At 46.4% G+C, this 15042-nt stretch carries 11 protein-coding genes; 1 reads left to right on the forward strand and 10 read right to left on the reverse strand.

Annotation, left to right across the window (positions count from 1 at the left end; genetic code table 11):
• Positions 1 to 21: 21 nt before the first annotated feature.
• Together hemE and nudC are read right to left on the reverse strand one after the other, a co-directional pair.
• The gene (gene hemE, locus ACKLNH_RS18915) at positions 22 to 1086 is read right to left on the reverse strand and encodes a uroporphyrinogen decarboxylase (RefSeq protein ID WP_413113822.1); all 1065 of its coding nucleotides are present in this window, start codon (positions 1084 to 1086) and stop codon (positions 22 to 24) included.
• A 229-nt stretch (positions 1087 to 1315) separates the two neighbouring features.
• Positions 1316 to 2095 carry an NAD(+) diphosphatase gene (nudC, locus tag ACKLNH_RS18920; protein WP_413113823.1) on the reverse strand — a complete coding sequence of 260 codons (780 nt, stop codon included), beginning with the start codon at positions 2093 to 2095 and terminating at the stop codon, positions 1316 to 1318.
• A gap of 141 nt (positions 2096 to 2236) precedes the next feature.
• Between nudC and rsd the strand changes: the two genes are divergently transcribed.
• Positions 2237 to 2719 carry a sigma D regulator gene (gene rsd / locus ACKLNH_RS18925; protein ID WP_413113824.1) on the forward strand — a complete coding sequence of 161 codons (483 nt, stop codon included), beginning with the start codon at positions 2237 to 2239 and terminating at the stop codon, positions 2717 to 2719.
• Positions 2720 to 2859: 140 nt separating this feature from the next.
• On the opposite strand, the gene rpoC is transcribed toward rsd, so the two are convergent.
• The 8 genes from rpoC to secE all read right to left on the reverse strand — a co-directional run bounded on the left by rpoC (position 2860) and on the right by secE (position 14800).
• Complete coding sequence (rpoC, locus tag ACKLNH_RS18930) at positions 2860 to 7080, reverse strand: DNA-directed RNA polymerase subunit beta' (protein WP_413113825.1); 4221 nt, start codon at positions 7078 to 7080, stop codon at positions 2860 to 2862.
• 100 nt (positions 7081 to 7180) lie between these two features.
• Positions 7181 to 11206 (reverse strand): DNA-directed RNA polymerase subunit beta, encoded by a 4026-nt coding sequence (rpoB, locus tag ACKLNH_RS18935; RefSeq protein WP_413113826.1) that lies wholly within the window; start codon positions 11204 to 11206, stop codon positions 7181 to 7183.
• A 224-nt stretch (positions 11207 to 11430) separates the two neighbouring features.
• A complete protein-coding gene (rplL, locus tag ACKLNH_RS18940) occupies positions 11431 to 11796 on the reverse strand; it encodes a 50S ribosomal protein L7/L12 (protein ID WP_413113827.1) in 366 nt (121 codons plus the stop codon).
• 57 nt (positions 11797 to 11853) lie between these two features.
• Entirely contained in the window at positions 11854 to 12342 is a 489-nt protein-coding gene (gene rplJ / locus ACKLNH_RS18945) for a 50S ribosomal protein L10 (RefSeq protein WP_413113828.1), read from the reverse strand.
• A 261-nt stretch (positions 12343 to 12603) separates the two neighbouring features.
• Positions 12604 to 13311 carry a 50S ribosomal protein L1 gene (gene rplA / locus ACKLNH_RS18950; RefSeq protein WP_413113829.1) on the reverse strand — a complete coding sequence of 236 codons (708 nt, stop codon included), beginning with the start codon at positions 13309 to 13311 and terminating at the stop codon, positions 12604 to 12606.
• Between the two features lie 4 nt (positions 13312 to 13315).
• On the reverse strand, positions 13316 to 13744 hold the full coding sequence (gene rplK, locus ACKLNH_RS18955) for a 50S ribosomal protein L11 (RefSeq protein ID WP_413113830.1): 429 nt from the start codon (positions 13742 to 13744) through the stop codon (positions 13316 to 13318).
• 120 nt (positions 13745 to 13864) lie between these two features.
• Positions 13865 to 14410 (reverse strand): transcription termination/antitermination protein NusG, encoded by a 546-nt coding sequence (gene nusG / locus ACKLNH_RS18960; protein WP_413113831.1) that lies wholly within the window; start codon positions 14408 to 14410, stop codon positions 13865 to 13867.
• 12 nt (positions 14411 to 14422) lie between these two features.
• Positions 14423 to 14800 (reverse strand): preprotein translocase subunit SecE, encoded by a 378-nt coding sequence (gene secE / locus ACKLNH_RS18965; RefSeq protein ID WP_413113832.1) that lies wholly within the window; start codon positions 14798 to 14800, stop codon positions 14423 to 14425.
• Positions 14801 to 15042 lie beyond the last annotated feature (242 nt).

A 15042-nucleotide genomic window follows, 5' to 3' on the forward strand; every position in this document is an offset into this window, starting at 1 on the left:
ACTGTACGCGATTTGGCAAGATTAACGATGATAAGGCTTAGACAACTCGTGCACAGCGTCAACAAACACGCCAGCGTTGTCAGGTGGCACATCCAGATGTATACCATGCCCTAAGTTGAATACGTGCCCACCACCTGAACCGAACCCTTCCAATATAGTGGCGACTTCTTGCCGGATACGCTCAGGAGAAGCATACAAGATGGATGGATCCATATTGCCTTGCAAGGTAACACGATCACCTACACGGGCTTTCGCATCCGCTATATTTATGGTCCAGTCGATACCAATGCCATCACAGCCTGTCGCCGCAATCTGTTCTAACCACATACCACCATTTTTGGTAAACAAGGTAACAGGGACCTTGCGCCCTTCATTTTCGCGTATCAAGCCATCAACAATTTTATGCATATAGCGGAGCGAGAATTCATTGTAATCACGAGGAGTTAACACGCCACCCCAAGTATCAAAGATCATCACCGACTGAGCACCAGCACTGATCTGCGCATTGAGATAGCTAATAACACTCTCAGCTAAGGTATCTAATAGCAAATGCAGTGTTTTCGGCTCGGCATACATCATCTTCTTTATTTTAGTGAATGCTTTCGAACTCCCGCCTTCGACCATATAAGTCGCTAATGTCCAAGGACTACCAGAGAACCCGATAAGAGGGACTTCACCATTTAGCCCTTTACGAATGGTGCGCACAGCATTCATCACATACTGCAGTTCTCTTTCAGGATCAGGAACCCCTAGCTTATCGACATCAGCTTTACAAGTAATCGGACGTTCAAACTTCGGTCCCTCTCCGGGCTCAAAATAAAGCCCTAACCCCATCGCATCTGGGATTGTCAGAATATCAGAGAACAAGATTGCAGCATCGAGGTCAAAGCGACGCAGTGGCTGCAGGGTGACTTCACAGGCCAATTCTGCGTTCTTACACAGCGCCATAAAATCACCCGCCTCTGCACGTATCGCACGATATTCAGGCAAATAACGCCCTGCTTGTCGCATCATCCAAACTGGAGTGTAATCAATAGGTTCCTTTGATAGTGCACGCAAGTACCTATCATTTTTTAATTTTATCATTCTTCTCTCCATGACTGACTTCGATGCCATTGTAGCACCCCTCTCAACCGAGGATCCTTGGCAAATGTTAAGCAGATCAAAAATAATGCAACATTTTACACAGGTTATTTGCTGTACAGTGCTTGCTGCTGTAAAAAGACAAATGCGCTAGCAATAAAAATATTAGAACTAATCCGCGAAAGCGGACCCATAACTGCATCTTACCCCTCCATATCGTGGAGGGTTTTTTTTACCCACCATTTCGGATTGTGGCAAGGGTATCTTCAATCAGTCGCCTTGCTATTGTCCCCACAGGGGCTAATGGTGGTAAATCACTCTCTGTACACCATCTCGCGTCCGACAGCTCACTATAGTCTGGGGACAGCTCCCCTTCAGCATAATCAGCCACAAAGCCCATCATTAAATTAGAAGGAAATGCCCAAGGCTGACTGGCGACATAACGAATATTGTTAATCACGATTCCTGTTTCTTCGTGTACTTCTCGCGCCACGCACTGCTCGAGTGTTTCTCCGGCTTCGACGAAGCCAGCTAGTATGGTATACATACCATTGCGGTGCCGCGGGTGTTGCGCCAGTAAAATTTCCTCTCCACGCCTCACTGCAACAATAACGCAAGGTGATATACGAGGGTAATGCCACTGAGAGCAATCTGGGCACACCATCGCCATTAGGTCCGCACTCAACGTTGTTTTCCCCCCACAGCCACTACAATACTGCTGGCTGTGGCGCATATGACTCAATTGGCACGCTCGACCTGCGATGTTAAACAATGGCGCGTCCTCTGTTAACAAGGCACGTAGTGACTGAAAATGAGCACCTGTCGGCGCAACATCACTCTCTAACCAGTACACCGGGTAATCATTATACTGACCTATTGAAATTGCCGTAGAAATTGGCAATCCTAGCTCTTCACCACTACAAAGTGGTAATTCGTTGTTAATTAGTGCTATTTCACGATTTGCGATAACGCACCAATAGGCATTTCTCGTATTTTGATCAAACTGTGACATATGGATCCTTGCAGGGTGAAAAAAACAGTGGCAAGCTATAAATGATAACGGAATGTTAATCCGATAATAAGTATCTATTGATTAAGCCTTCGAGAGTAACACATGTCGCTTAATTACCAATAGATCCATGAGGATGTGGTCATGCTAAGTAAGTTTGAACAGGTACAAAAGAAATGGGGCGGAAATAGCGATGTCATTGACCAATGGTTGCTAAACCGTCAACAACTGCTCACTGACTACTGCAAGTTAGCTGGGCTTCCCCCTTATGATAAACAATCACGGCAACTGCCTTCTTCTGCGCAGCTTCAACTGTTCTGCCAACAACTGATTGATTACATCTCTACGGGGCATTTTAAAATCTACAACATGGTCATGGAACGCTGGAATAGTACCGGGTTTAATGCCACCGCTGAAATGACAGCTGCGTACGAACGCATCATGGAGACAACGGATCCATTATTGAACTTCAACGATCGTTATGGTGCAGTCAGTGAAGACGATACCTTAACGGACTTTGATCATGATTTGTCTGACATTGGCGAATTATTGGAAATACGCTTTGAGTTGGAAGATCAGTTAATTCAATTAATTAATGATAGCCTGAAAGTACCACCTGGCGCATAGCCTCTCTTTTCAGTACTCAGTATCACGCTTTAACTTGGGTATTGCAGGCTGCTAAGTGCCGCGTGAAAACATCACTGCAAAAAACAGAGCAACAAAAAAGGGCATCCATCAGGATGCCCTTTTTGTATTAGCGATTGCGATTAATTATCGCCGCCACCCAAACCTGCATTTAATAATGCGGCTAGATCTTGTGACGCTTGTTCTGCATCAACTTGAGGCGCTTGTGGCTCAAGCTCTGCTTCACGCTTACGCTGACGCTCTTGGTGATAAGCGAAACCGGTACCAGCAGGGATCAGACGTCCCACGATAACGTTCTCTTTCAGACCACGTAGATCATCACGTTTACCAGATACTGCCGCTTCCGTTAGAACGCGGGTCGTTTCCTGGAACGATGCTGCAGAGATAAATGACTCGGTTGCCAACGATGCCTTAGTGATACCCAGTAGGTCACGCTCGAACTGTGCTGGTTGCTTGCCTTCAGCTTCTAACTGACGGTTGGCAATCTTCACGCGAGAGTACTCTAGCTGCTCACCTTCTAAGAAGTCAGAGTCACCAGATACAGAGATTGTTACCTTACGCAGCATTTGACGAATGATCGTTTCAATGTGCTTATCGTTAATCTTAACGCCCTGTAGACGGTAAACTTCCTGTACTTCGTTGACGATGTATTCAGCTACAGCGTGAACGCCACGTAGACGAAGAATGTCATGCGGAGTTTCAGGACCATCGGCAATAACATCACCTTTCTCAACTTTCTCACCTTCGAAAACGTTAAGTTGGCGGTGTTTAGGAATCATCTCTTCATAAGGACTTGCATCCGTTGGAGTGATGATTAGACGACGCTTACCTTTGGTCTCTTTACCAAACGAGATAGCACCTGTCACTTCAGCAAGAATCGCAGGCTCTTTCGGCTTACGTGCTTCAAACAAGTCAGCTACGCGAGGTAGACCACCAGTAATATCTTTCGTACCGCCAGATTCCTGAGGAATACGAGATAACGTGTCACCAATACCTACGTTTGCACCATCTTCTAACTGAACAATCGCTTTGCCCGGTAGGAAGTATTGTGCTGGCATGTCGGTACCAGGGATCATGACGTCATGACCATTCTCATCAACCAACTTAATGGTTGGACGCATGTCTTTACCTGCACTTGCACGCTCAGCTGCATCTAGGATCACAACAGATGATAGACCTGTTAGCTCATCCGTTTGACGAGAAACAGTAACACCATCAATCATGTCAACAAACTGCAGACGACCTTCCACTTCCGTGATGATCGGCATTGTATGCGGGTCCCAGTTAGCGATAGTATCGCCAGCTTTCACCTCAGCATTATCTACACGGTTCAAAATAGTACCGTATGGCAGTTTGTAGCTCTCTTTAGTACGACCAAATTCGTCAACGATGGTTAGCTCTGATGCACGCGAGGTGATCACTAGCTTGCCTTCATTATTGGTAACGAATTTCGCATTGTGCAGCTTCATAGAACCGTTGTTCTTAACTTGAATACTGCTCTCTGCTGCTTCACGCGATGCCGCACCACCGATGTGGAACGTACGCATCGTAAGCTGTGTACCCGGCTCACCGATTGACTGTGCAGCGATTACGCCGACGGCTTCACCAGTGTTAACCATGTGGCCACGCGCTAGGTCACGACCGTAACACGCTTTACAACAACCAAAGTCATTGTCACAGGTAACAACAGAACGTACTTTCACTTGGTCAACAGAGTTTGCTTCCAGAATTTCACACCACTTCTCATCAAGTAGTGTGCCACGCGGCGCAAGAATTTCTGTCTCAGAACCCGGCTTGATCACGTCTTCAGCAACAACACGACCTAGTACACGGGTACCTAGTGGCTCTTTAACATCACCACCTTCAACCAATGGCATCATTGTGATACCAGCGTGCGTACCACAATCGTCCGCTGTGATTACAACATCTTGAGCAACATCAACAAGACGACGAGTCAGATAACCTGAGTTCGCTGTCTTCAGTGCGGTATCGGCAAGACCTTTACGCGCACCGTGCGTCGAGATGAAGTACTGAAGTACGTTTAGACCTTCACGGAAGTTCGCGGTGATCGGCGTTTCGATGATTGAGCCATCCGGCTTCGCCATCAGACCACGCATACCTGCTAGCTGACGAATCTGTGCAGCAGAACCACGAGCACCAGAATCGGCCATCATGTAAACGCTGTTAAATGATTTCTGCTCTTCTTCTTCACCATCACGGTTAATAACGGTTTCGTAAGAAAGGTTGTCCATCATCGCTTTAGCAACTTGCTCATTCGCTGTTGCCCAGATATCGATCACTTTGTTGTAACGCTCGCCTGCTGTTACAAGACCAGATTGGAACTGCTCTTGAATTTCAGCAACTTCAGCTTCAGCTTCAGCAATCTTCGTGTACTTCGCGTCAGGAACAACCATGTCGTCGATACCAACTGACACGCCCGACATTGCCGCATAAGCAAAACCGGTGTACATGATTTGGTCAGCAAAGATAACGGTATCTTTCAAGCCCAACTCACGGTAACAGCTGTTCAATAGGTTTGAAATTTGCTTCTTACCTAGAGCTTGGTTTACAAGGCTATATGGCAGACCTTTAGGGACAATCGCCCATAGCATCGCACGACCAACAGTCGTATCGATAAGCTTAGTCTCTGCAACTTCGTTGCCTTGCTCATCAACATTGTACTCAGTAATACGAACTTTAACGCGAGCATGCAAAGCGGCGTTACCTGTACGGTACGCTTTTTCTGCTTCAGCTGGGCCAGCAAGGTACATGCCTTCGCCCTTCGCGTTAATCATGTCACGTGTCATGTAATACAGACCCAAGACAACGTCCTGAGAAGGTACGATGATTGGATCACCTGATGCTGGCGACAGAATGTTGTTTGTCGACATCATCAGTGCACGTGCTTCTAACTGTGCTTCCAGCGTTAATGGCAAGTGAACCGCCATTTGGTCACCATCGAAGTCGGCGTTATAAGCCGCACAAACGAGTGGGTGAAGCTGAATCGCTTTACCTTCGATCAATACCGGTTCGAAGGCTTGGATACCCAAACGGTGCAGAGTTGGTGCACGGTTTAGCATCACTGGGTGTTCGCGGATAACTTCGTCAAGGATGTCCCAAACGATAGCTTCTTCACGTTCAACCATCTTCTTCGCAGCTTTAATCGTTGTCGCTAGACCACGAAGCTCAAGCTTGCTGTAGATGAATGGTTTAAATAGCTCTAGTGCCATCTTCTTAGGAAGACCACACTGATGTAGACGAAGGTATGGACCTACGGTAATGACCGAACGACCAGAGTAATCTACACGCTTACCAAGCAAGTTCTGACGGAAACGACCCTGCTTACCTTTAATCATATCGGCAAGTGATTTCAGAGGACGCTTGTTAGAGCCAGTAATAGCACGACCACGACGACCGTTATCAAGCAGGGCATCAACAGACTCTTGCAACATACGCTTTTCGTTACGTACGATAATGTCCGGAGCCGCTAGATCTAGAAGACGCTTCAAACGGTTGTTACGGTTAATAACACGACGGTAAAGGTCATTCAGATCAGACGTAGCAAAACGACCGCCATCTAGTGGTACTAGTGGACGTAGATCTGGTGGAAGAACGGGTAGTACTTCCAATACCATCCATTCTGGGTTATTACCAGATTGAATGAATGCTTCTACTAACTTAACGCGCTTAGTCAGCTTCTTACGCTTGGTTTCAGAATTAGTCTCTTCTAACTCTTCGCGCATCAGCTCCATTTCAGCATTAAGGTCCATATTGACCAATAGTGCTTTAACGGCTTCAGCACCCATACGTGCGTCAAATTCGTCGCCCCACTCTTCAAGCGAATCAAGATACTGCTCTTCTGTCAGCATCTGACCGCGCTCAAGGCTGGTCATACCTGGTTCGATCACGATATATGATTCGAAGTAAAGTACGCGCTCAATGTCACGTAGCGGCATGTCCATTAACAGACCGATACGAGATGGCAGCGACTTCAGGAACCAGATGTGGGCAACTGGAGAAGCTAGCTCAATGTGACCCATACGCTCACGGCGTACTTTGGTCTGAGTAACTTCAACACCACATTTTTCACAAATTACACCACGGTGTTTAAGGCGCTTGTACTTACCACACAAACACTCGTAGTCTTTAACCGGGCCAAAGATACGTGCACAGAATAGACCGTCACGCTCAGGCTTGAAGGTTCGATAGTTGATGGTTTCTGGCTTTTTAACTTCACCAAATGACCATGAACGAATCATGTCAGGCGAAGCTAGACCGATTTTGATCGCGTCAAATTCTTCGGTCTTATGTTGTGCTTTCAGAAACTTAAGTAAGTCTTTCACATTTGGCTCCTGTGAGGAGTTGACCCATAAAGGCGCCAGTGTTCTGACGCCTTCATATTTCTACCGGATTAACGATTAAATTCTAGTTAAAAACTGAAATTTATTCGTCTTCCAGCTCGATGTTGATACCCAACGAGCGGATCTCTTTCAACAATACGTTGAACGATTCCGGCATACCTGGTTCCATGCGATGATCGCCATCGACGATGTTCTTATACATCTTCGTACGGCCATTCACGTCATCCGACTTAACAGTCAGCATTTCCTGTAGAGTGTACGCCGCACCGTATGCTTCCAGTGCCCATACTTCCATCTCACCGAAACGCTGGCCACCAAACTGCGCTTTACCACCCAGCGGCTGCTGAGTAACAAGGCTGTAAGAACCAGTTGAACGGGCGTGCATCTTATCATCAACCAAGTGGTTAAGTTTCAGCATGTACATGTAACCGACAGTTACAGGACGCTCGAACTGATCACCAGTACGGCCGTCGAACAATGTCAACTGACCTGACTCTGGTAAGTCACCAAGTTTCAGAAGCTCCTTAATTGAAGTTTCTGGCGCACCGTCAAAGACAGGTGTCGCGATTGGTAGACCACCACGAAGGTTTTGAATCAATGTACGAACTTCATCATCAGATAGTGCTGCAATATCCACCTGCTGACGAGTATCTCCAAGATCATACACTTTCTGCAAGAAGTTACGGAACTCATGAAGTTCACGTTGTTCTTTCAGCATGGCATTGATCTTATCACCGATACCTTTCGCTGCCAGACCCATGTGTGTTTCTAGGATCTGACCGATGTTCATACGTGACGGTACACCCAGTGGGTTCAGCACGATATCAACTGTCTGGCCTTTTTCGTCGTACGGCATATCTTCAACAGGACAAATCTTAGAGATTACACCCTTGTTACCGTGACGACCCGCCATCTTATCACCTGGCTGAATACGACGTTTAACCGCAAGGTAAACCTTAACGATCTTCAGTACGCCTGGTGCTAAGTCATCACCCTGAGTGATCTTACGACGCTTGGTTTCGAACTTCTTATCGAACTCCGCTTTCAATTCGTCGTATTGTTCAGCTAACTGCTCTAGTAGCGTTTGCTGAGTTTCATCATCCAGAGTTTGCGAGAACAATGCTTGACGGTCCATGCCCGCTAGCTTGCCTTCGCTATAGCCTGCTTGAGTAAGCAGATGACGAACACGCATTAGAAGGCCACCCTCAAGGATTTGGAATTCCTCAGTGATGTCTTTCTTAGCTTCTTTCAGCTGCATCTCTTCGATTTCAAGCGCACGCTTGTCTTTTTCTACGCCATCGCGAGTAAAGACTTGTACGTCGATAACCGTACCAGATACTGAGTTTGGTACACGCAGTGATGAGTCTTTAACGTCAGACGCTTTCTCACCAAAGATTGCACGCAGTAGTTTCTCTTCTGGCGTTAGCTGAGTTTCACCTTTTGGTGTCACTTTACCAACCAGAATGTCGCCACCTTTCACTTCAGCACCGATATAAACGATACCTGATTCATCCAGCTTAGACAGTGCAGCTTCACCCACGTTCGGGATATCCGCTGTAATCTCTTCGCTACCTAGCTTGGTATCACGTGCCACACAAGAAAGCTCTTGAATGTGGATAGTGGTCAGGCGATCTTCCTGAACTACACGCTCCGATACTAGGATGGAATCCTCAAAGTTATAACCATTCCAAGGCATAAATGCGATACGCATGTTCTGCCCTAGTGCTAGCTCACCTAGGTCGGTTGATGGACCGTCGGCTAACACGTCACCACCAGCTACTGGTTCGCCAGGCATCACAGTTGGACGCTGGTTAATACATGTATTTTGGTTTGAACGGGTATACTTAGTTAAGTTGTAAATGTCGATACCAGCTTCACCTGGTACCAGCTCGCTTTCGTTAACTTTTACAACGATACGCGAAGCATCTACTGACTGAACCACACCACCACGCTTAGCAACGGCTGTTACACCAGAGTCAACCGCAACGTTACGCTCAATACCAGTACCTACTAGCGGCTTATCTGCGCGCAAAGTTGGTACTGCCTGGCGTTGCATGTTCGCACCCATCAAGGCACGGTTTGCATCATCGTGCTCAAGGAATGGGATCAACGATGCCGCTACCGATACAACCTGGTTAGTTGCAACATCCATATATTGGACGTGATCGCGAGGGTGAAGGCCTGAGTCACCTTTCTGACGTGCTGCTACCAGCTCATCACCAAAGGAGCCATCTTCGTTTAATGCGGCGTTAGCCTGAGCAATAACGAATTGACCTTCTTCAATCGCAGACAAGTAATCAACATCAGCGGTTACTTTGCCATCAACAACTTTACGGTATGGTGTTTCTAGGAAGCCGTAAGAGTTACAACGTGCAAATGCTGATAGTGAGTTAATCAGACCGATGTTTGGACCTTCAGGTGTTTCGATAGGACACAGACGACCGTAGTGCGTGTTGTGTACATCTCGAACTTCAAAGCCTGCACGCTCACGCGTCAAGCCACCTGGACCCAATGCAGAGATACGACGCTTGTGCGTGACTTCTGATAACGGGTTGTTCTGATCCATAAACTGTGACAACTGAGAAGAGCCAAAGAACTCTTTCACTGCCGCAGAAATCGGTTTCGCGTTAATTAGGTCTTGCGGCATGATAGCGTCAAGATCACCTAAGCTTAGGCGTTCTTTAACTGCACGCTCTACACGTACCAAACCAACACGGAATTGGTTTTCAGCCATTTCGCCCACAGAGCGAATACGACGGTTACCTAGGTGGTCGATATCATCGACTTCACCACGACCATTACGGATATCAATCAACTTGCGCATTACCGCAATGATATCTTCGTGGCTTAGGATGCCTTCGCCGGTCGACTCTTCACGGCCGATCGAGCTGTTAAACTTCATTCGACCTACCGATGATAGATCGTAACGATCTTCAGAGAAGAACAGACTATCAAATAACTGCTCTGCTGCTTCACGCGTCGGCGGCTCGCCTGGACGCATCATGCGGTAGATTTCTACCAATGCACTTAGGCGATCAGTCGTGCTATCGATACGCAAGGTATCTGACATGAACGACCCATTGTCCAATTCATTGGTATATAGGGTTTCAATTGACTTGTGGCCAGCTTGAGAAAGCAGAGCCAATGTTTCCAAGCTCAATTCTTGGTTCGAAGCCGCAATCAGCTCACCGGTTGCTTCATTGACGTAATCACGTGACGCGACTTTGCCAACAATGTACTCAACAGGCACTTCAATATGCTGAATGCTGTCTTTCTGCAACTGACGAATATGACGTGCAGTAATACGACGGCCTTTCTCAACATAAGTCTTGCCATCAGCAGCAATGTCAAACGTTGCTGTTTCACCACGCAGACGATCTGGTATTAGTTCCATTACCAGACTCTTGCCCTGAACTTCGAAATTCACTTTTTCGAAGAACATGTCGAGGATCTGCTCAGTGGTATAGTCCAGTGCACGCAGAATAATAGATGCAGGTAGCTTACGACGACGATCGATACGAACATAAACGTTATCTTTCGGGTCGAATTCGAAGTCTAACCAAGAACCGCGGTAAGGGATAACTCGTGCATTATAGAGCACTTTTCCTGAGGAATGGGTTTTACCCTTATCGCTGTCAAAGAAGACACCCGGGCTACGATGCAGCTGGGATACGATAACCCTCTCGGTACCATTGATAACAAAAGTACCGTTATCCGTCATGAGCGGGATCTCGCCCATATAGACTTCTTGTTCTTTAATGTCTTTTACGGTACCAGCCGGTGCGTCTTTATCGTACATCACCAGGCGCAGCTTCACACGTAGTGGAGCTGAGTAAGTAACGCCACGAATCTGACATTCTTTTACATCAAAAACCGGCTCACCGAGACGATAGCTAACGTATTGCAACTCGGAATTGCCATTATAGCTCTGGATTGGAAATACAGAGCGGAAGGCAGCTTCTAAACCGTATTGCCCTTCCGGATCCTGTTCAATGAACTTCTCGAATGAATCGAGCTGGATCGATAGCAAATATGGTATGTCCAAAACTTGAGGACGCTTACCAAAATCCTTACGGATACGCTTTTTCTCGGTATAAGAGTAAACCATAGGTTCCTCAGATCGCTGATAAGTGATCCAAACCACCTCACGAGAGGCAGTGACGATTAGCACTGTTTAGGGTAGATATAACTCACTGATTAGGTGGGTTATTTTTTGCTAGAGACCTGGTGACAAAACAGGGTAAAATTCACCAACCCCCTACAGCGCAAAAAGGCCGGTGGCTATTTAGCCACCAGCCGTTAGCCTATAAAGGCTATGAAATTAAGTAATAATTACTTGATTTCAACAGATGCACCAACTTCTTCTAGCTGAGCTTTAAGAGCTTCAGCTTCAGCTTTGTCAACGCCTTCTTTTAGAGGTGCTGGAGCGCCATCTACTAGACCTTTAGCTTCTTTCAGGCCAAGACCTGTCGCGCCACGTACAGCTTTGATAACCTGTACTTTGTTGCTACCAACAGCTGTTAGGATTACGTCAAACTCAGTTTGCTCTTCAGCAGCTTCTGCTGCTGCGCCGCCTGCAACTACAGCTGCTGCTGCAGTAACACCGAATTTTTCTTCCATAGCTTCGATAAGCTCAACAACTTGCATTACAGACATTTCTGCAACTGCGTCTAGGATTTGCTCGTTAGTAATAGACATAACAATTCTCTTTTAAGTCAACAATTAGTTTAAAATATAGCCAAAGAAGTGCAAGTATTATGCAGCTTCTTTCTGATCGCGAACAGCTGCAATAGTACGTACCAATTTGCCTGCAGACGCTTCTTTCATGCACATCATTAGGCGTGCAATCGCTTCGTCGTAGGTTGGTAGTGTTGCAAGAACTTCTGCGTCAGTAATAGCGCCTTCAAATGCAGCCGCTTTAATCTCGAAGTCTTTATTCTCTTTAGCGAAGTCTTTGAAAAGACGCGCTGCAGCACCAGGGTGCTCGTTAGAGAATGCAAGTAGAGTAGGACCAACGAAAGTCTCAGCAAGACATTCGAAATCAGTACCTTCTACTGCACGACGTGCTAGAGTGTTACGAACAACTTTCATGTAAACACCCGCTTCACGCGCTTGTTTACGTAGAGAAGTCATCGCACCAACTTCAACACCACGAGAGTCAGCAACAACTGCAGAAAGTGCACCACTGGCAGCTTCGTTGACTGAAGCAACAATTGCTTTTTTGTCTTGAAGATTTAGTGCCATTGGATATGCTCCTGGTTGTTAATACGCACCCACATAACCGTGGGAGTGATAACGGTGCAGATCCCAAATGACATATTCAAAAATAAATAGAATCAATCGAGTTCTTGGCACCGTCTACGTAGGTATTATTAAGTCATTTCCTATGAAATGACGCCTACGGTCTTGGACGAAAGCTGACCTCTTTTTCAAAAAGAAAAAACAGGGCAAGCTTTAGCCATTTCAGAGTTGGCGGATTATACAGTAATCCGCCAGCCCTGACAATTAGTTTGCAGCGTTAGTGTCCAGAGAGTTCTGGTCTAGTGCTACACCTGCGCCCATAGTAGTAGACAGGCTTACTTTCTTGATGAAAGTACCTTTCGCTGAAGAAGGCTTCGCTTTCTTCAGCGCTACTAGTAGAGACTCTAGGTTTTCTTTCAGGTTGTTCGCGTCAAAATCTACTTTACCGATAGTAGTATGAACGATACCGTTCTTATCGTTACGGTAACGAACCTGACCTGCTTTTGCATTCTTAACTGCGTCAGCAACGTTAGGAGTTACAGTACCTACTTTCGGGTTTGGCATCAGACCGCGAGGACCAAGAATAGTACCTAGCTGACCAACAACGCGCATTGCATCTGGAGATGCGATAACTACGTCGAAGTTCATTTCGCCTTTCTTCACTTGCTCAGCAAGATCTTCCATACCTACGATGTCAGCACCAGCTTCTTTCGCTGCTTCTGCGTTTGCACCTTGAGTGAACACAGCAACACGGATATCACGGCCAGTACCGTGAGGAAGAACAGTCGCACCACGTACGTTCTGATCAGATTTACGAGCATCGATGCCAAGGTTAACTGCAACGTCAACGCTTTCTACGAACTTAGCAGTAGCTAGTTCTTTAAGTAGAGCAACGGCTTCGTTGATGTCGTACTCACGAGTAACATCAACTTTGTCACGAATAACGCGCATGCGCTTAGTCAATTTTGCCATTGTCTTATCCCTCTACCACTAGGCCCATAGAGCGAGCAGTACCCGCAATAGAACGCTTCATCGCTTCGATGTCTGCGCCAGTCATGTCTGCTGCTTTAGTTTCAGCAATTTCCTGTAGCTGAGCGTCAGTAACTGTACCAACTTTCTCAGTGTTTGGACGACCTGAACCAGACTTAATGCCTGCAGCTTTCTTAAGAAGAACGGCTGCCGGTGGAGTCTTAGTAACGAACGTGAAAGAACGATCGCTATATACAGTGATAACAACAGGAATTGGAAGACCTTTCTCTACTGAGTCAGTCTTAGCGTTGAACGCTTTACAGAATTCCATGATGTTCACACCATGTTGACCTAATGCAGGACCAACTGGTGGTGAAGGGTTTGCTGCACCAGCTGCAACTTGCAACTTGATGTACGCTTCTACTTTCTTAGCCATGTTAAATTACCTTAAATTTGGGTTCAAACGTCTGTGTTAACAGACTCCCCGTCTAACGAAAGGGCGCGAAATTATAGTCTAATTTCGCGCCCTTGCCAATAGCAAATGGTGATTATTTGGTCAGCTTTTCTCTACCTGACCAAACTCCAATTCCACTGGAGTTGCGCGTCCAAAGATCGATACAGAGACCTTAACACGGCTCTTATCGTAATCAACTTCTTCAACAACACCATTAAAGTCTGCAAATGGTCCATCAGTAACACGCACCACTTCACCCGGCTCGAAGACCGTTTTATGGACTGGTGATTCACTCGCTTTTTCTAAACGGTTCAGGATCGCATCCGCTTCTTTATCAGAAATCGGCGCAGGACGGTCAGATGTCCCGCCAATGAAACCCATAACACGAGGAATACTACGTACTAAGTGCCAAGTTTCATCGTTCATAACCATCTGTACTAATACGTACCCTGGGAAGAACTTACGCTCACTCTTGCGACGTTGACCAGCTCGCATTTCAACCACTTCTTCGGTTGGAACCAGTACTTCGTCGAAGTGCTCTTCCATACCGTGCATTTTGATATGTTCGCGTAAGGACTGAGCCACTCGGCCTTCAAAACCAGAAAAAGCCTGAACAACATACCAGCGTTTTTTTGGAGCTTCACTCATATTTATTTACCTCTATACGCCAGTAACCAGACGTACCAGACGAACCATAATACCGTCGATACCCCATAGTAACAGCGCCATAATGACAGTGACCGCAAGAACAATTAGTGTTGTCTGCATTGCTTCTTGACGAGTAGGCCAAACGACCTTGCGAACTTCCATACGAGATTCGCGAGCAAAGGCAATCGCATTTTTACCTTTTGTCGTTAGCGCAGCTAATCCAGCAGCAGCGGCAACGAGTACGACAACCGCAACAGCGCGCAATACGACAGAAATGTCACTGTACAGGTAATTTCCCACAACCACCGCTGCAAGCAGTGCAAACACACCAATCCATTTTAATGTGTCCAACGTGCCCGAGTCGTTCTGGGTTTCGGCATTTGTTTTCATACTACCAACCTGTAACTTGTCTACATCATAGACGAAAATCACCCCGCATGTGCGAGGTTAACGAACAAAGGCAAAGTTTAACTAAGTTTTGCCTTAAAACCTATCTGCTTTTTTGCGCCTACTCGATCAAATAACAACCAATCCAAAGTCCAGCGCAGAAAAAGGGCATCAAATGATGCCCTTTTTTGTATCTCTTCGTCAAATCTAATTATTAGATCTTAACGACAATACTTACATTCCAC

The organism is Thaumasiovibrio clandestinus (assembly GCF_047250365.1).
In the GTDB taxonomy this organism is placed as follows: Bacteria; Pseudomonadota; Gammaproteobacteria; order Enterobacterales; family Vibrionaceae; genus Thaumasiovibrio.